This window comes from Achromobacter sp. RTa (assembly GCF_000757485.1).
GTDB lineage: Bacteria > Pseudomonadota > Gammaproteobacteria > Burkholderiales > Burkholderiaceae_B > Achromobacter.
Window position 1 is genome coordinate 101811 of the sequence record NZ_JPYO01000001.1, and the last position, 16035, is coordinate 117845.

General features: G+C 67.3%; 13 protein-coding genes and 2 pseudogenes. 6 read left to right on the forward strand and 9 right to left on the reverse strand.

Annotated elements, in window-relative coordinates; genetic code table 11:
- The first annotated feature begins 15 nt into the window (after nt 1-15).
- Nucleotides 16-2639: pseudogene (locus JL37_RS29655) on the forward strand (GDYXXLXY domain-containing protein).
- Nucleotides 2640-2846: 207 nt separating this feature from the next.
- Here the strand turns inward: JL37_RS29655 and gluQRS are convergent.
- The 5 genes from gluQRS to JL37_RS30960 all read right to left on the reverse strand — a co-directional run bounded on the left by gluQRS (nt 2847) and on the right by JL37_RS30960 (nt 7823).
- Complete coding sequence (gene gluQRS, locus JL37_RS00520; RefSeq protein WP_043541243.1) at nt 2847-3722, reverse strand: tRNA glutamyl-Q(34) synthetase GluQRS; 876 nt, start codon at nt 3720-3722, stop codon at nt 2847-2849.
- A 67-nt stretch (nt 3723-3789) separates the two neighbouring features.
- Nucleotides 3790-4248, reverse strand: a complete 459-nt coding sequence (locus tag JL37_RS00525) for a DUF494 family protein (protein WP_043541245.1) — start codon at nt 4246-4248, stop codon at nt 3790-3792.
- 240 nt (nt 4249-4488) lie between these two features.
- Nucleotides 4489-6513: a TRAP transporter permease gene (locus tag JL37_RS00530; protein WP_043541247.1), complete on the reverse strand. Its 2025-nt coding sequence runs from the start codon at nt 6511-6513 to the stop codon at nt 4489-4491.
- Nucleotides 6514-6738: 225 nt separating this feature from the next.
- On the reverse strand, nt 6739-7701 hold the full coding sequence (locus JL37_RS00535) for a TAXI family TRAP transporter solute-binding subunit (protein ID WP_043541249.1): 963 nt from the start codon (nt 7699-7701) through the stop codon (nt 6739-6741).
- Nucleotides 7698-7823 (reverse strand): hypothetical protein, encoded by a 126-nt coding sequence (locus JL37_RS30960; RefSeq protein WP_255352840.1) that lies wholly within the window; start codon nt 7821-7823, stop codon nt 7698-7700. The genes JL37_RS00535 and JL37_RS30960 overlap by 4 nt, the downstream gene beginning before the upstream one ends.
- Nucleotides 7824-7954: 131 nt before the next feature.
- On the opposite strand from JL37_RS30960, the gene JL37_RS00540 reads away from it, so the two are divergent.
- Both JL37_RS00540 and JL37_RS00545 read left to right on the forward strand, forming a co-directional pair.
- Nucleotides 7955-9094, forward strand: coding sequence for a DSD1 family PLP-dependent enzyme (locus tag JL37_RS00540; RefSeq protein WP_043541251.1), 1140 nt, complete (start codon nt 7955-7957; stop codon nt 9092-9094).
- Between the two features lie 6 nt (nt 9095-9100).
- A complete protein-coding gene (locus tag JL37_RS00545) occupies nt 9101-10480 on the forward strand; it encodes a hypothetical protein (RefSeq protein ID WP_043541253.1) in 1380 nt (459 codons plus the stop codon).
- 79 nt (nt 10481-10559) lie between these two features.
- Here the strand turns inward: JL37_RS00545 and JL37_RS00550 are convergent, their stop codons facing one another.
- From JL37_RS00550 to JL37_RS00560, 3 genes are all read right to left on the reverse strand, one after another.
- Nucleotides 10560-10688, reverse strand: a complete 129-nt coding sequence (locus JL37_RS00550) for an entericidin A/B family lipoprotein (protein ID WP_043541255.1) — start codon at nt 10686-10688, stop codon at nt 10560-10562.
- A gap of 55 nt (nt 10689-10743) precedes the next feature.
- A complete protein-coding gene (locus JL37_RS00555; protein ID WP_043541256.1) occupies nt 10744-10929 on the reverse strand; it encodes a CsbD family protein in 186 nt (61 codons plus the stop codon).
- Between the two features lie 122 nt (nt 10930-11051).
- Nucleotides 11052-12593, reverse strand: coding sequence for a helix-turn-helix transcriptional regulator (locus JL37_RS00560; RefSeq protein ID WP_052096707.1), 1542 nt, complete (start codon nt 12591-12593; stop codon nt 11052-11054).
- 155 nt (nt 12594-12748) lie between these two features.
- Here JL37_RS00560 and JL37_RS30305 point away from each other — a divergent pair, with 155 nt between their 5' ends.
- Nucleotides 12749-13000: a hypothetical protein gene (locus JL37_RS30305; protein WP_156124178.1), complete on the forward strand. Its 252-nt coding sequence runs from the start codon at nt 12749-12751 to the stop codon at nt 12998-13000.
- Nucleotides 13001-13092: 92 nt separating this feature from the next.
- On the opposite strand, the gene JL37_RS00565 is transcribed toward JL37_RS30305, so the two are convergent.
- Entirely contained in the window at nt 13093-14058 is a 966-nt protein-coding gene (locus tag JL37_RS00565) for a tripartite tricarboxylate transporter substrate binding protein (RefSeq protein ID WP_043541257.1), read from the reverse strand.
- A gap of 211 nt (nt 14059-14269) precedes the next feature.
- Here JL37_RS00565 and JL37_RS00570 point away from each other — a divergent pair, with 211 nt between their 5' ends.
- Both JL37_RS00570 and JL37_RS29860 read left to right on the forward strand, forming a co-directional pair.
- Complete coding sequence (locus tag JL37_RS00570; protein ID WP_043541258.1) at nt 14270-15463, forward strand: acetylornithine transaminase; 1194 nt, start codon at nt 14270-14272, stop codon at nt 15461-15463.
- A gap of 160 nt (nt 15464-15623) precedes the next feature.
- A pseudogene (locus tag JL37_RS29860) lies at nt 15624-15952 on the forward strand (YegP family protein).
- Nucleotides 15953-16035: the final 83 nt, after the last annotated feature.

Genomic DNA, 16035 nt, shown 5'->3' on the forward strand with positions numbered 1-16035 from the left:
TCGGAGATTCGCCAGATGCAAGTCGGCACTGAAAGGCAAGCGGGATCCGAACTGCACGCTTGGCGTCAATTCCTGGCGCGAAGCACCCTGTGGCTGGGCGTTTTGCTGCTTGGCAGCGCGGCCGTCTGCTGGGTCGCCGCCAACTGGCAGGAAATGACCAAGGTGCAGCGCTTCGCCGGCGTACAGGCGCTGTTGGCGGTCTGCGCGCTGGCCGCCGCTTGGGCCGGGTTGCGCCTGCGCGCCAGCCCCGGCGTGCGGCGCAGCATCCCCGGCGCCCTGCTGGCGCTGGCCGGCATCCTGCTAGGCGCCCTGCTTGCGCTATTGGGCCAAACTTACCAGACTGGGGCCGATACCTGGGAACTGTTCGCCTGGTGGGCGGCCTTGCTGCTGCCCTGGGCGCTGGCGGCGGCCAGCCAGGCCGTCTGGCTGCTCTGGGTGCTGGTGCTGAACGTGGCCACCGCCTTGTGGCTGGGCGAGCGCGCGTTCGACTGGTGGCTGGTCTTCGGCGGCCCGGGGGCCGCCAGCCTGATCATCGCTGCCCTGAACCTCGTGCTGCTGCTGGCCTGGGAAATGGCCGCGCACCGCTGGCGCGCCAGCACGCTCTTCGGCCCGCGCATCCTGGCCGCGTTCACCATCAGCGCGCTGGTGGTGTCCCTGATGTTCGGCGACTACATCCTGCGCGGCCTGGGCACCGCCAACGGCGTGGCCTGGCTGGCCGTCACGCTGGGGCTGGGCTTTTATTATCAGCGAGGCCGGCGCGACCTAGTCATCCTGGCCATGCTGGCGGCGGGCGTCATCTGCGTCTCGCTGCGGGTGGTGGGCGAATGGTTGCTGCGGCTCGAGCCCGGCGTCTGGGCCGCGCTGCCGCTGGCCGCGCTGCTGATGGCGGAGGCCGTCTGGGCCGCCCGCTGGCTGCGCCGCCTGGGCACCGAACCGGTCGCGCCCGTGGCCGCGGCGGATGCCGAACCGGCCGCCGCCTCGGCGGGCAACTCGGTCGATCCGGCCGACGCGGGCACGCCCGTGGCACAGCTGGCGCCCGCCTCGCCGCAGGCCGATCCGCCCTGGTACGTGCAGTGCCTGCTGGGCCTGAGCGCCTGGCTGGCCACCCTGCTGCTGCTGGTGTTCGTGGCCTTCTCCGGCGTCGTCACGACGGAGGAAGGCGCGCTGGTGGCCGGCCTGGTGCTGTGCGCGGCGGGCGTGGCGGTGCTGCGCAGCGACGCCGGGCCCTTCTGGCGCCAGTGCGGCACGGCCATGGCCTTCACCGGCCAGATCCTGATCATCTACGGCCTGTCCAGCTCCACCTCGTTCACCAATGCCTGCCTGTTCGTGCTGCTGATGGCCACCGCCGTCTATGCGCTGGGGCCCGACGCGATCCTGCGTTTCCTGAGCGGGCTGCTGATCGCCTCGGCGGCCGCGGGCCTGGTCTGGCGCGGCGTGGCGCCGGAGCTGATGCGCGAGGATCTGCTGGACGCCTGGCTGGATTTCGACGTGGCCGAGGCTACCTTCATCTGGCTGCCCATCGCCGTGACGGGGGCCTGGGCGACGGCGGTCCTGTTCAGCCTCGGCCGCCGCCTGGGCGGCAAGCGCGCCCACGCCCTGCAGCCGCTGGCCTGGGCCTTCCTGCTGTCGGTCCAGGGCATGGTGTGGCTGGCCAGCGGGATTTCGGCGCTGCAACTGCCGGCGATGTGGCAGCTCAATCCGCGGACGGCGGTGCTGGTGACGGCCGGCGCCGTGCTGCCCGCCGCCGCCGCCCTGGCCGTGCTGTGGCCCCGGCGCCACGTGCTGACTGCCGGCGTGACCTGGGGCGTGCCGCTGGCGCTGCTGGTCCTGGCCCTGTTCTGGCTGCCCAGCCCCGGCGTGGGCTTCGCCCTGGCGTGGCTGTTGCTGGGCTTCGGCCTGAACCAGCCGCGGCTGGCGATCTTCGGGGTGCTCAGCCTGCTGGCTTACCTGGGCGTCTATTACTATCAGCTCGACGTGCCGCTGCTGCAGAAGGCGCTGTGGCTGAGCGGCGCCGCGGTGCTGCTCTTCCTCCTGCGGGGCCTGGTGTGGCTGGTGCCGAGGCTGATGCGCACCCAGGCGCCCGTGGCGCGCGGGCCGTTGCCGCCGGTGTCGGGCGTGTTGCGCTGGCGCACGCTGGCCATCCTGGGCGGCCTGGCGCTGGTGCTGGCGGTGGCCAACGGCGGGATCTGGCAGCGCGAGAAGCTGCTGGCCTCCGGCAAGGTGGTCATCCTGGAGCTGGCGCCGGGGATCCCAGGTCCTTGATGCAAGGCGACTACATGGCGCTGAACTTCGCCGCCAGCCGGGAAGTCACGCGGCTGCGACTGGGCGGCGAAAACCGCAGCGAAGATGACTCCATCCTGGGTTACGAGCCCGACGGCTACGTCATGCTGGCGCGCGACGAGCGCGGCGTGTCGCAGCCGCTGCGCATCCAGCCCGACGTGCATCCGCACACCGATGCCGAGGTGCCGCTGCGCTACCGCGTGCGCAACAACGGCGTGCGTATCGTGACCAATGCCTATTTCTTCCCAGAAGGGCAGGCAGAGCGCTACCAGGTCGCGAAGTATGGCGAACTGCGCGTGGCCGACAACGGCGAGGCGCTGCTGGTGCGGATGCTGGGAGAGGACCTGCAGCCGCTGTAGGCGTCCATAGAGCCCGATCCGGCCAGTCTCCATAGAGACCGTCCGGCCCAGTGTCTGACACCCGTACGCGAGGCCGCCGCGGGCTTCCGGGAGCTTCGCGGGTGTCTGACACCCGGGAAAAGCAAGCACCAGCCTGACGGGCCTCGCGTACGGGTGTCAGACACTTCCACCCGCAGCCGCAGTAGGAACGAAGCGGCGGCTGGGAAGTCAGGGAAAGCGCCGCGCCCAGCGCGCGGTGGCTTCGCGCAGGAAGGCGGCGCGGTCGTCCGCCGGGAAGGGCTCGAAGCCCAGGGCCGCCCAGGCGCTCTTCAGCGCCTCCAGCGGCGCGCCGGTATCGATGGGCGGCGCGCCGTTCTGCTTGGACAGCTTGAGCCCGCTGCCGGCATCCAGGATCAGCGGCACGTGCAGGTAGCGCACCGGCGGCAGCCCCAGCAGGCGGCCCAGCACGCGCTGGCGCGCCGTGGAGCTGAGCAGATCCGCGCCGCGCACCACGTCCGTGACGCCTTGCGCCGCATCGTCCACCACCACGGCCAGCTGATAGGCCCACAGGCCGTCCGCGCGCCGCAGCGCCATGTCGCCCACGGCCCGGGCCACGTCCTGTTCCTGCGGGCCCAGCCAGCGGTCCTCGAAGCGTTCCACGCCTTCCGGCAGCCTCACGCGCCAGGCCCGGGCCTGGCGGCCCTCCGGCAGGCCATTGCGGCAGGTGCCCGGATAAGGCCGTTCGCCGTCGGCGCCGGGCTGGGTCTGGCCGCGCAGGGCGGAATCGGCGATTTCGCGCCGGGTGCAGCCGCAGCCGTAGATCAGGCCGCGCGCCGCAAGGGCGTCGAAGGCGGCCTGGTAGGCGCCGCCGCGACTGGACTGCCACATGATCTCGCCGTTCCAGGACAGGCCCAGGGCCTCCAGCTGCGCCATGATGCGTTCAGCCGCGCCGGGCACGGTGCGCGGTGTGTCCACGTCTTCGATGCGCAGCAGCCAGCGGCCGCCATGGGCGCGCGCGTCCAGCCAGCTCGCCAGCGCGGCCACCAGCGAGCCCGCATGCAGCGGACCGCTGGGGCTGGGGGCGAAACGGCCTACGTAGGTCACAGGGCAATGCCCGCGCGATTGCGCGCGGGGGGCGGCAAGGGGAATCGGGGGCGGCGGCGCGCCGCGCTCAATGGAGGCGGCGCACGCCTTCGTCGTCCAGCAGCTCTTCCAGGACCAGATTGTCGATCTCGGCTTCCTGGCTCCAGAGAACCATGAGGGCGATGATCTTGATCTTGGACAGCGGCACGGGCGATTCCGGCGCAGCCAGGCCACGGTCGATGACGATTTCGCGCAGGGGCGCGGGCAGCACGCCGGCGGATTCCAGGAAGGCGATGAAGCCGATGGATTCGGTGCCGAGCTGCTGGTACTCGTTATCGGTGTAGATCCGGGTGCCGGTGGCGGGCGCCTGGGCGAGATCGACGCATCGTTCGGTGGTCTCGGCCAGGCCGTAAAGCCACCCGAGCGCGTCGTCGATGTCTTCGTGCTCGAACCCGGCGGCGGCAAGCCGCTTGGCCAGCACGTCGGCCGCAGGACAGGCTTGCGGCGTGTAGTAATTCTCGTACAGATAAACCAGGATATCGAACATATGGCGCAGTTTTGTGCCTGTTTGCACAGTCGGCCCGCATATCGGCAGACCAGCAAACATGAATTTTACTTTACGCCGATTTATAGGGGCGGGCAACCGACCGGCCGGGGAATGTTGTATGCCGTCACTATGGGGCAACATGGCGGCCATCGTCGGCCAATTGCTGACAAAATGCATGGTTCAGAGAAAAAGGGGCGGACCTGGTTGGTCCGCCCCTTTTTACAATGGCCGGCGTGGGCGTCAAGCCGTCTTCGGGGTGTTTTCCAGCTTGAGCTGCGCCAGCTGGCGCATGAACACCGGGATGCAGATGGCCAGCCCGATCAGGCCGCTGGTCAGCCCCGGCAGGATCGTGAGCAAGGCGCCGATGGTGCACAGCCAGCGCTCCCAGGCCTTCATGCCGACCAGCATGTAGCGCGAGAAGGCCGCCGACAGCAGCACCAGCCCGACCATGCAGCCGAACAGGGTCACGAAGAAGTCGTACCAGGTGAAGCCCTGGACCGAAATCAGCAGCGACGGCGAGAACACGAACACGAAAGGCACGATGAGCTTGGTGATGCCCAGCCGGAAGGCCGTGTTGCCGGTCTTGAACGGGTCGCTGCCCGCCATCCCGGCCGCCGCATAGGCCGCCAGCGCCACCGGAGGCGTGATGTCCGCCAGGATCCCGAAATAGAACACGAAGAAGTGCGCCGCGATCGGCTGCACGCCCAGCTGCACCAGCGTGGGCGCGGCCACGGCCACCATGATCAGGTAGTTCGCCGTGGTGGGAATGCCGCAGCCCATCAGGATGCAGACGATGCCGGTCATGACGAGCGCTGCGATCAGCGTGAGCGTTTGCGTGTTGGCGATGACGTCGGGAATCACGGTGGCCGCGCCGCCGGCGATCGCCTGGGCCGCCGAAATCACGATGTACGAGATCTTGAAGCCCACGCCGGTCAGCGTGACCACGCCGATCACGATGCCCACCGTGCCCGCGGCCGCGCCCACGGCCAGCGCGTACTTCGCGCCGGTCTCGAAGGCTTCGTACAGGTCGCGCAGGCGCAGGCGCTGGAACGGGTTCAGCATGCCCACCACGATGCAGCCCGTGATGCCCGCGAAGGCCGCCAGGTAGGGCGTGCGGCCGCTGGCCAGCACGCCGATCAGCAGCACCAGCGGGATCAGCGTGGGCCAGCGCATCTTGAACGACTGCTTCAGCTTGGGCATTTCCTCGTCGGTCAGGCCGCGCAGGCCTTCGCGCTTGGCCTCGAAGTGCACCTGCATGAACATGCCGAAGAAGTACAGGAAGGCCGGGAAAATGCCCGCGATCGCGATCTGCTGATACGGAATGCCCAGGAATTCGATCATCAGGAAAGCGGCCGCGCCCATGATGGGCGGCGTGATCTGTCCGCCCGTGCTGCTGGCCGCCTCCACGCCCGCCGCGAAGTGCCGCGGATAGCCGATGCGGATCATGGCGGGAATCGTGAGCGAGCCCACCGTCACGGCGTTGGCCACGGACGAACCGGACAGCATCCCGAACATGGCGGAGCCGAACACCGACACCTTGGCCGGGCCGCCGGCATAGCGCCCCGCGATGGTCGAGGCCACGTCCAGGAACAGCTGGCCCAGGCCGATGCGGGTGGCCAGCACGCCGAACAGCACGAAGTGGAACACGTAGGTCGCCACCACGCCCACCGCCACGCCGTACACGCCCTGGCTGGTCAGGTACATATGGTTGACGACCTGGGACCACGTATTGCCCGCGTGTTGCAGCAACCCGGGGAAATAAGGCCCGAACATGGCGTAGGCCATGAATACCAGCGCGATGATGGGCAGCGGCCAGCCCATGGCGCGCCGCGTGGCTTCCAGCAGGCCGATCAGCAGGATCGAGCCCATGAACACGTCGATCGGCAGCGGATTGCCGACGCGGAAGGCCAGGTCCTCGAAGATGTAGGGGATGTACAGCACCGACAGCGCCAGCGCGATGGCGATGATCCAGTCGTACAGCGGAATGCCGCCCGGCGCATACCAGGTGGATTTGGGTTCGCGGTTGTAATGCGCCTTCGAAAAGCCGAAGACGAGGAAGATGAGGCTCAGCACGAACGCCAGGTGCACGCCGCGGTGCGTGGCTTCGCGCAGCAGGCCGAAACCGGCCGTGTAGTAGTGGAAGATCGAGAGCGTTACCAGCAGGCCGGAGACGATCCAGGTAGCCGTCTTGTCCAGCGGCCGGAAGCGGATTTCCGAGTCGTACTTCTCCGCCAGCTGCTGGGTTTTTTCGTGATCAATTTCCATCGCAGTAATTCTCAGGGTGATTCAGCAAGCAGGGCCGCTCGTGGCGGCCCTACTCAAGCGCGGCGCGTCGCTCCGCGGACATACATACTTCAATCTGGCCGCGCGGCACACTCGCCGCATAATCCCGCCGCCGCCCCATCGGGGCCGCGTGGATCCGGCTCCGCCGGTCCACTGCGGCGCCCCCTTGAGGGGGAGGCGCCACAGGCGCCTCGGGGGTGGGTCTACCTACTTCAGCAGCCCGATTTCCTTGTAGAACTTCTCGGCGCCCGGGTGGAACGGAATGCCGGCGCCCTTGATCGCGTTGTCGCGGGTGATGAGCTTGCCCTTGGCGTGGCCGTTGTCCAGCGTCTTGCGCGTGGCGTCGCTGTACAGGGCCTTGGTGACGTCGTACACGACCTGTTCCGGCAGCTTGGCCGAGGTGACCATCTGGGCGTTGACCGAAATCGTCTTCACCTCGCCCACGTTCTGGTAGGTGTTGGCGGCGATGGTGTCGGGCGTGAAGAACTCCTGCTTGGCGCGCAGCGCGTCGATTTCGGGACCGACCAGCGGCACGATCTCGATGCCGGCGCCGCTGGACGCCAGTTCCGCGATGGCGCCGGCGGGGGCGCCGCCCACGAAGAAGAACGCGTCCAGCCCTCCGTCCTTGAGCTTGTCGCCGGCCTGGTTGGGCTTGAGGTATTCAGCCTTGATGTCCTTGTCGGTCATGCCGTAGGCGCCCAGGATCAGGCGCACGTCGACCAGCGTGCCGGAGCCCGGCTCGTCCATCGAAACGCGCTTGCCCTTCAGGTCGGCCACGCTCTTGATGCCGGAGCCCTTGCGCGCCACCAGGTGGATGCTTTCCGGGTACAGCGTCGAGATCAGGCGCAGGTCCTGCGCCTTGGGCTTGCCTTCGAAGGTGCCGGTGCCGCTGTAGGCCCAGTAGGCCACGTCGGATTGCGTGAAGCCCGCTTCGAACGAACCGCCCAGGATGCCGTTGATGTTGGCCACCGACCCGTTGGAGGCGACCGCCGTGGCGACCAGCTTGCCCGGTTGGGACACCGCGTTGGCGATGATGCCGCCGATGGGATAGTAGGTACCGGCGGTGCCGCCCGTTCCGATGCGGAAGAATTGCTGCGCCTGCGCGGTGCCGGCGGCGCCGACCGCGGCGACGGCCAGGGTCAGGGTGGTGATCCAGTGCTTCAGTTTCATGCGGGCTTCTCCGTGATTTTGCTGACGGTTGAATATTGTTCGTTTTCGCCGCCGGGTCTTGCGCCCGGCGGCAAAAAACGTGCCTCCCCTTGGGGGCTTTCTTTATGATGAAATTCTGTCATGCCGACTTCCTGTAGCCAATGCTTACCGGGCTATCGTTTACCAGGGGGTCGCATGCCATTTAGGTTATGACCTGCCCATGTTTGGTTATGGCGCGGTTACATCCACGCGTGCAAATAACGGAGCATTCCCGATGTCCCAGGAAGTCATACGCGGCATAGCGCTGCCCCCGGCGGCCCAGCCGGGCGATCCCTTGGCCCGAGTCGACACGCCCAGCCTGGCGCTGGACCTGACGGCCTTCGAGGCGAACCTGCGCGCGATGCAGGCCTGGGCCGATCGGCACGACGTGGCCTTGCGGCCCCACGCCAAGGCGCACAAATGCCCCCAGATCGCCCTGCGCCAGCTGGCCCTGGGCGCGCGCGGCATCTGCTGCCAGAAGGTCAGCGAGGCGCTGCCCTTCGTGGCCGCCGGCATCCGCGACATCCACATCAGCAACGAGGTCGTCGGCCCGGCCAAGCTGGCGCTGCTGGGCCAACTGGCGCGCGCCGCCAAGATGAGCGTCTGCGTGGACAACGCGGAAAACCTGGCGCAGCTGTCCGCCGCCATGGTCCAGGCCGGCGCCGAGATCGACGTGCTGGTGGAAGTGGACGTGGGCCAGGGCCGCTGCGGCGTGTCGGACGACGCCACGGTGCTGGCGCTGGCGCAGCAGGCCCGCGCATTGCCGGGCGTGAATTTCGCCGGGCTGCAGGCCTACCACGGCTCGGTGCAGCACTTTCGCACGCGCGAGGAGCGCGCCAGCGTCTGCCGCCAGGCCGCGCGCATCGCCGCTTCCTATGCGCAGCTGCTGCGTGAAAGCGGCATCGCCTGCGACACCATCACCGGCGGCGGCACGGGCAGCGCGGAATTCGACGCGGCCAGCGGCGTCTACACCGAATTGCAGGCCGGCTCCTACGCCTTCATGGACGGCGACTACGGCGCCAATGAATGGAACGGCCCGCTGGCCTTCCAGAACAGCCTGTTCCTGCTGTCCACCGTGATGAGCGCGCCCGCGCCGGGCCGCGTGGTGCTGGACGCCGGCCTGAAATCGGCCTCCGCCGAATGCGGCCCGCCTGCCGTCCATGGCGAATCCGGCCTGACCTGCACCGCCATCAACGACGAACACAGCGTGGTCCGCGTGGAACCCGGCGCCACGCCGCCCGCGCTGGGCAGCGTGCTGCGCCTGGTGCCCGCGCACGTGGACCCCACCTTCAACCTGCACGACGGCCTGGTGGTGTTCAAGGACGGCGTGGTGCAGGACATCTGGGAGATTTCCGCGCGCGGCTTTTCCCGCTGAGCCGTGATGCAGCAGCCCGTATCCTTCGATTGGAAGATTCTCCTGCCCGACGTGCTGGACACGCTCAGGCAAATCTATTCGACCCGCCACCCGGCGCTTGCGTCCGCGCGCCTGGACCTGCTTCGGTCCGTCATGAGCGACGACCGCGCCGAGGACTTCCTGCCCGCGCTGGGCCAGGAACTGGAGGCGTTGGGGCTGGCGCTCATCGAGCAGCGCGAAGAGGACGACGCGATTCGTCTGCTGATCGTGTCGCAGGCCCAGGCGGAAAGCCTCAAGACGCAAATACAGACGCAGGGCTGGGAAGCCGTCGCGCATCGCCAGGATGGCGCCGCGGCTGGCGCGCAGGCAGCCCTGCCCAAGCCGGCCTCGGGTCCGCTGTGCGGCCCCGAGGACTATCTGGACATCCCCTACGCGGTAGCGGTGGCTCCGGGATGGGCCTGCGCCGTCATGGCGGACTGGGATGCTCCGGCGCTCACCGATCTGCGCGCATGGCCGGCATTGCGCGCGATAGCCGGCAAGTTTCCGGCGCGGCGTGGGCTGCTCGCCTCCTGCGTAAACCCCAATGGTGTACATGCCTGGATCGAGCAGGGCCCGGACGGACTGTCCAGCACCCCTTATGCGCGGCTGCTGCATTCCAGCCAGGTCGAACTGCCCCCTTCAAACCGGCCCGGCATGCCCCTGCCGCCGCGCGCCGCGCAAGTGCAACGCCGGACGCCGGAATTCAGCCTGGGGTTCGCGGGCGACGATCTGCTGCTGGTGGACCGTGGCATGGTCTTTCTTTATCCGGGCTACGCGAGGCAGGCGGAAGACGCCGCGGCGGAGCCCACGCTGCTGTACACGGCGCCCCCGCAACGCCGTCCCGTCAGTGACAGGTCCGCCGTCATTCCTACGCCGGACGGCCGTACCTGCGTGCTGTGCCGCGGCCAACTGCTGGAGTTTCGCGAAGGGCGGCTGCATCCCTTGCCGCTGTCTTATGCCGCGCCCACGTCGGGCGACATCTCGCACCCCGTCGCCTTGGGCGACAGTGCCATCGCGTGGCTGGAGGACGGCATGCTTTGCCAGGCAGGCCTGGATGTCGGCGCCGTTCATCAACACGAAGTGGGGCATCTGCCTTCCGGCGGCATGACGCTGCAAGCGCTGCCGGGCGGCTGGCTGTTGCTGGGCCACTGGCATGCGCCGCATCGCAGCATGGATCTGGGCCAGCTCTGGCATCCGGCGTCGGGCCAGGTGCTTCGAATCCGCCACGGCGCGCTCGATCTGGATAGCGGGATACAACGGTGGATCGATCTGCCAGGCGGCGAGGTCGTGGCGGGCGGCCAGACGCGGTACGCGCGGCTGGGCCGTTTCGATGCCCTGCTGGGCCGCCTGGACGCAAAAACGCAATAGGACGCAACGCGCAATCAGCGCAAAAAGGCCGGCGCGCCGTCAGCGCGCCAGCCATTCAAGCAGGCTGCCGATGCAGGACCTACTGGGCTTTCTGCTGGATCTTCTCTCCGCCGCGTTCAATGTCCTTGCCGGCGCCTTCCATCGTGTTGCAGCCGGCCGAGATGGCGGTTATTGCCAGCATCAGCGCAAGCCAGAGTCGATGAATCATTTTTTTCTCCTTTCGGCGTTCATGGGCTAGCGGGCCATGCCGATGGGCAGCCGCGCTATTTCTTGTTCAGCAAGTCGCGTGCCTGATCCTTGGCCTCGCCCACGTTGCGCTGCACCTTGCCCACGGTTTTCTCGGCCTTGCCCTCGGCTTCCGTCTGGCGGTTGCCGGTCAGCTTGCCGGCCGTTTCCTTGACCGTGCCTTTGACTTCCTTCGCAGCGCCCTTGATGCGGTCGTTATCCATGTTTCGCTCCTCGTTGCAGGTTGCGTGAAACCGCGCCGGAGCTCCGGCGGCGGACGAAACCACTATAGAAAGCGCATGGCGCGCGCGTAAGAAGCGCGCACATCAGGCCGGCTGGTACTTTTCTACCGATTCCTGCGGGTGGACGTTTGCGTGCTCGGCTTCGCCTGCTTCTGCGCCCGCTTGCGCGCCGGCTTCTCATAGCCCACGATGCCGCGCTGCCGCGCCCAGATGATGGCGGCGCTGCGCCGGTGCACATCGAGCTTGCTGTACAGCGCGGCCACGTGATTGCGCACGGTGTTGCGCGACAGGTGCAGGCTGGACGCGATCTCGGTGTCAGTATGGCCTTGGCACATCAGGCCCAGGATCTCGCGTTCGCGCGGCGTCAGGTCGGCGAGTTCGGCCTGCCCTTGCGGCGTGCCCTGAGGCGCGCGGATCTGCGCCAGTTTTTCAATGACGGTGCGGCTGAACCACGAGGTGTCCTGCATGACCGTCTCGATCGCCTCCATCAGCTCGACCTCGCTGCGCTTGCGCTCGGTGATGTCCTGGATCGCCGCCAGCACGCAAGGCTGGTCCTGGATGGACACCGGCGCGGCCGACACCAGGCAGTCCAGAAGCGCGCCGTCGCGCGTGCGCAGCGCCATTTCCTGGCCGTGCACGCCGGCGCCCTGCTCCAGCGATGCCATGGCGCGGTCATAGGCTTGGGGGTCTGTCCACAGCAGCGCCAGCGCGTCTTCGTCGCGGGCCAGCGTCTTGGCGTCATAGCCCGTCGTGGCGACGAAGGCATCGTTGACCTCAAGCAGCCGGCCTTCCGTGGTGCTGAGCGTCATGGGCACGGGCGCCAGCCGGAACGCCGTGGCGAAGCGCTGCTCGCTATCGCGCAGCGCCGTCTCGGCCTTGCGCCGCGGCTCCAGGTCGTTGAAGGTGAACAGCATGCAGGGCTGGTCCGCCACTTCGATGGGCTGGCCGGCCACCACCACCAGCTTGGCGCCGCCGTCCTGCACCGAAATAATGGTTTCCATCTGCGGAATCGTCGCCCCTTCCGCCAGCCGGTGCAGCGCGTCCTCGCGTTGCGGCGTGTCGCCCAGAACGTCCAGCTGGCGCAGCGTCTTGCCCAGCACCTGCTCGCGCGCGTAGCCGGTCATGGCCAGAAAGCCGTCATTGACCTTGATGTGGCGCAGGTCCGCCAGCGAGCAGATCACGGCCGGCGCGGGATTCGCGCTGAAGGTGCGCTCGAAGCGTTCTTCCGCGCTGTACTGCTCGGTCACGTCCAGCAGCACCAGCACCATGCCTTCAACCGCGCCCTGCGCATCGCGCAGCACCAGGTTGCGCACCTGCAGCATGCGGCTGAATTCCGGATCGCGCCGGCTGTTCACTTCCACCACCACATCCTTGTAGGCCTCGCCCGCCAGGGCCCGGTCCAGCGGATACTGCGCTGCGCGCAATGCGCGGCGGTTGCGGTAGCGCAGCGAGAATGCCTTGCGGTAGCCGGCGGCCGTGCCGCCCAATGCGGGCAGCTCCGTCACGCCATGCATGGCCAGCGCGGTGTCATTGGCCCAGACGATGCTGCGGTCCTGGTCCAGCAGGATGATGCCCTCGATCAGGCCGTCGATGATTTCCAGCAGATGGCGGCGTTCCGTCGTGAACGCCGTGGCGGTCTTCTTCATTCCCGCTCCCGGTTGGGCAAGAGATAAGAAGAAAGTACTAGATAAAGTCGTGCCGCGTGATCTGGGCGCGCGCGCGCATGGCCTCTATCGTGGACTTGCACGATACGCGTGCCGGTGCGCGTGTAGCGGCTGCATGAATCTTTCAGGAGACATCCATGAACACGAATCAAAAGCCTGGCGATCCCGCCACCCAGCCGGGTATCGACCCGTCGCCGCGTCCCGGACAGGAGCCGGGGGACGCGCCCGAAAAGCAGGCCCCCGGCCAGGTGCCGGGCAAGCCCGGGCCGGACGACACCGGGTCCGGACGCACACCGCCGGAAGTGCCCGGCAACCCGGGCCAGCCTGGAGAGAAGCCCAGGCAACCCGGCGAACCCGGACGCCCGGACCAGCCGGGCGGTCCCGCCTGAAGCGCGCGCCGGCCGCGCTGCATCGAGCGCGGCCAGCGCAGCTTCGCTTACGTCAAACCGTCCCTGCGCCTGCGGGGGCGGTTTCAGGCAAATCAGTCGACCTGGGCGCCCGACTGCTTCACCGCCTTGCCCCACTTTTCGACTTCGCCGGCGATGAACGTGCCGGTGGCCTGCGGCGTCAGCGGCATGGGTTCCGCGCCGCGGTCGCGGAAGAACTTCTGCATTTCCGGGGCGTTCAGCACCTGGCCGATCTGCTGGCTCAGGTAGTTCGTCACCTCGGGCGGCGTGCCCGCTGGCGCCAGCACCGAAGCCCAGCCGATCGCCTCGAAACCCGGATAACCCGATTCCGCCACGGTCGGCACGTCCGGCAGCTGCGGCAGGCGCTTGGCCGTGGTTACCGCCAGCGCCACCGCCTTCTTGCTCTGCACGTGCGGCAGCCCCGCCGTCACCGAATCCACCATCAGCGGAACCTGGTGCCCCAGGAAATCCGCCTGCGCGGGGCCGCTGCCCTTATAGGGAATGTGGCGGATATCGATATTGGCGGCCGCCTTGAACATCTCGGCCGACAGATGCTGCGTGCCGCCGATCCCGGCGCTGGCGTAGGCCAGCTCGCCCGGATTGGCGCGGGCCTGGTCCACCAGCTGCTTCAGCGAGGTAATGCCCGAGGCCGGCGTCGCCAGGAACATCAGCGGCACCGAAAACACCCCCGACACCGGCGCGAAATCCTTGGTCAGGCTGTAGTTGATGGTCTTGTACAGCGTCTGGTTCACCGCGGCGGCAGAGCCCGCGATCACCAGCGTGTAGCCGTCCGGCGTCGCGCGCGCCGCCTGCTCCATGCCGATATTGCTGCCGGCGCCGGCGCGGTTCTCCACCACGATCGGCTGCTTGACCGCCGCGCCCAGCTTTTCGGCCAGGGCGCGCGCGAAGATGTCGGTGGCCTGGCCGGGCGGGAACGGCACGATCAGGCGGATGGGGCGCTCGGGGTAGGCGGCCTGGGCGGTCGCGGCGGCCGCCGTCAGGGCCAGGCCGGCGGCCAGACTGGAAAGAATACGTTTCATGATTGGTCAGTAAAAAGCGACAAAGGGCTGCGCGCGGGGTTGCGCCTGTTGCATAAAATAGAACGCCCCGCGCTGGCAGCCCTTTTGAGGCGGCCGTGGGGCGGATCGGCAGGGGTTCGTCACGATAGCATTCCCCCGCCGGTGCTAAATTCGCGTTTTAGCGTTTCCCACCCTTTTTCAACCCCTGTTCTCTCATTCAGCAGGAACCGCCATGGAATTCAGCCAGTTCAACGTCAACACCCTCATGGAGATCACCTCCCGCCCGGACCTCGTGTTCGTGCGAGGCCAGGGATCCTGGCTGGAGGATCACGCGGGCAAGCGATACCTGGACTTCGTCCAGGGCTGGGCCGTCAACACCCTGGGACACAGCGCCCCGGAAATGCAGAAGGCCCTGCTGGACCAGTCCAAGCTGCTGATGAACCCCTCGCCGGCCTTCTACAACGTGCCGTCCATCGAACTGGCCCAGCGCCTGACCGGCGCCTCCGACTTCGACCGCGTCTTCTTCGCCAACAGCGGCGGCGAAGCCAACGAAGGCGCCATCAAGCTGGCGCGCAAATGGGGCCAGGTGCACAAGAAGGGGGCCTACAAGATCATCACCATGAACCACGGCTTCCACGGCCGCACCCTGGCGACCATGTCCGCCTCCGGCAAGCCGGGCTGGGACAAGATGTTCGCCCCGCAGGTCGAAGGCTTCCCCAAGGCCGAACTGAACGACCTGGAATCCGTGCGCAAGCTGATCGACGACCAGACCGTCGCCATCATGCTGGAACCCGTGCAAGGCGAAGGCGGCGTGCTGCCCGCCACCAAGGAGTTCATGCAAGGCCTGCGCAAGCTGGCCGATGAGCACAAGCTGCTCTTCATCGTCGACGAAGTGCAGACGGGCATGGGCCGCACCGGCAAGATGTTCGCCTACCAGCACTCCGACGTGGTGCCGGACATCATGACCCTGGCCAAAGGCATCGGCGGCGGCGTGCCGCTGGCTGCGCTGCTGGCCCGCCAGGAAGTCTGCGTCTTCGCGCATGGCGACCAAGGCGGCACGTATAACGGCAATCCGCTCACCACCGCAGTCGGCGTCGCCGTCTTCGACGCGCTGGTCGCGCCGGGCTTCATGGAGTCGGTGAACGCGCGCTCCAAGCAGCTGTCGGAAGGCCTGCTGGCGCTGTCGGCCAAGTACGGCATGAAGGGCGAGCGTGGGGTTGGCCTGCTGCGCGCCTTGATCATGGATCGGGATGACGGTCCGGCCATTGTCGACGCTGCGCGGAATCTGACGCCGAATGGGTTGCTGCTGAATGCGCCGCGTCCGAACCTGCTGCGTTTCATGCCGGCATTGAATGTGACGGCTGAGGAAGTGGATACGATGCTGGCGCAGTTGGATGGGTTGATTGCGCAGGTGCGCAAGGCGTAATCGAAGCGAGACGTTAAGCAGTGACGACAAGGGCCGCGATTAGCGGCCCTTTTCTTTGGCATCTCCCGAACGCAAGGCATGGACTATCATCAACCGGCATTCATGTGTGTGCATCGCAGTATTGACCTATTGTTGAACTAGCCAGATATTGGAAGTTTCCATGAGCGGTTACTACGAGTTGACGCGCAGCGGCGATCAGTACATGTTTAATCTGAAAGCGGGAATCATGAAGTTATTCTGACAAGCGAGCGGTACACCACTAAAGCCAGCGCTCAGGATGGCATTGCGTCTGTTCGGCAGAATTCGCCGATCGATGAGCGGCATCAGCGCAAGACGGCCACCAACGGTTCGCCTTATTTCTCGTTGAGCGCGGCGAATGGGCAGTCCATTGGACGCAGTGAAATGTATTCGAGCACCGCGACTCGGGACGCGGGGATTGCATCTGTGAAGACCAATGGGCCAAGCACTGTGGTGAAAGACAATACGTGAGTGGTTGGGGTGTAAGCCCTTATTCGCATCTATCGGTGTCGGGACTAGAGAGCCGCAATGTTTGGGGCCCTTGTTCCGCTGGT

What these genes read in the sequence shown, in the direction of transcription:
- JL37_RS00525 (WP_043541245.1), bottom strand. Translation starts at nt 4,248, where the DNA reads ATGTTCGATATCCTGGTTTATCTGTACGAGAATTACTACACGCCGCAA.
- JL37_RS00530 (WP_043541247.1), bottom strand. Translation starts at nt 6,513, where the DNA reads ATGGAAATTGATCACGAAAAAACCCAGCAGCTGGCGGAGAAGTACGAC.
- JL37_RS00535 (WP_043541249.1), bottom strand. Translation starts at nt 7,701, where the DNA reads ATGAAACTGAAGCACTGGATCACCACCCTGACCCTGGCCGTCGCCGCG.
- JL37_RS30960 (WP_255352840.1), bottom strand. Translation starts at nt 7,823, where the DNA reads ATGACAGAATTTCATCATAAAGAAAGCCCCCAAGGGGAGGCACGTTTT.
- JL37_RS00540 (WP_043541251.1), top strand. Translation starts at nt 7,955, where the DNA reads ATGTCCCAGGAAGTCATACGCGGCATAGCGCTGCCCCCGGCGGCCCAG.
- JL37_RS00545 (WP_043541253.1), top strand. Translation starts at nt 9,101, where the DNA reads ATGCAGCAGCCCGTATCCTTCGATTGGAAGATTCTCCTGCCCGACGTG.
- JL37_RS00550 (WP_043541255.1), bottom strand. Translation starts at nt 10,688, where the DNA reads ATGATTCATCGACTCTGGCTTGCGCTGATGCTGGCAATAACCGCCATC.
- JL37_RS00555 (WP_043541256.1), bottom strand. Translation starts at nt 10,929, where the DNA reads ATGGATAACGACCGCATCAAGGGCGCTGCGAAGGAAGTCAAAGGCACG.
- JL37_RS00560 (WP_052096707.1), bottom strand. Translation starts at nt 12,593, where the DNA reads ATGAAGAAGACCGCCACGGCGTTCACGACGGAACGCCGCCATCTGCTG.
- JL37_RS30305 (WP_156124178.1), top strand. Translation starts at nt 12,749, where the DNA reads ATGAACACGAATCAAAAGCCTGGCGATCCCGCCACCCAGCCGGGTATC.
- JL37_RS00565 (WP_043541257.1), bottom strand. Translation starts at nt 14,058, where the DNA reads ATGAAACGTATTCTTTCCAGTCTGGCCGCCGGCCTGGCCCTGACGGCG.
- JL37_RS00570 (WP_043541258.1), top strand. Translation starts at nt 14,270, where the DNA reads ATGGAATTCAGCCAGTTCAACGTCAACACCCTCATGGAGATCACCTCC.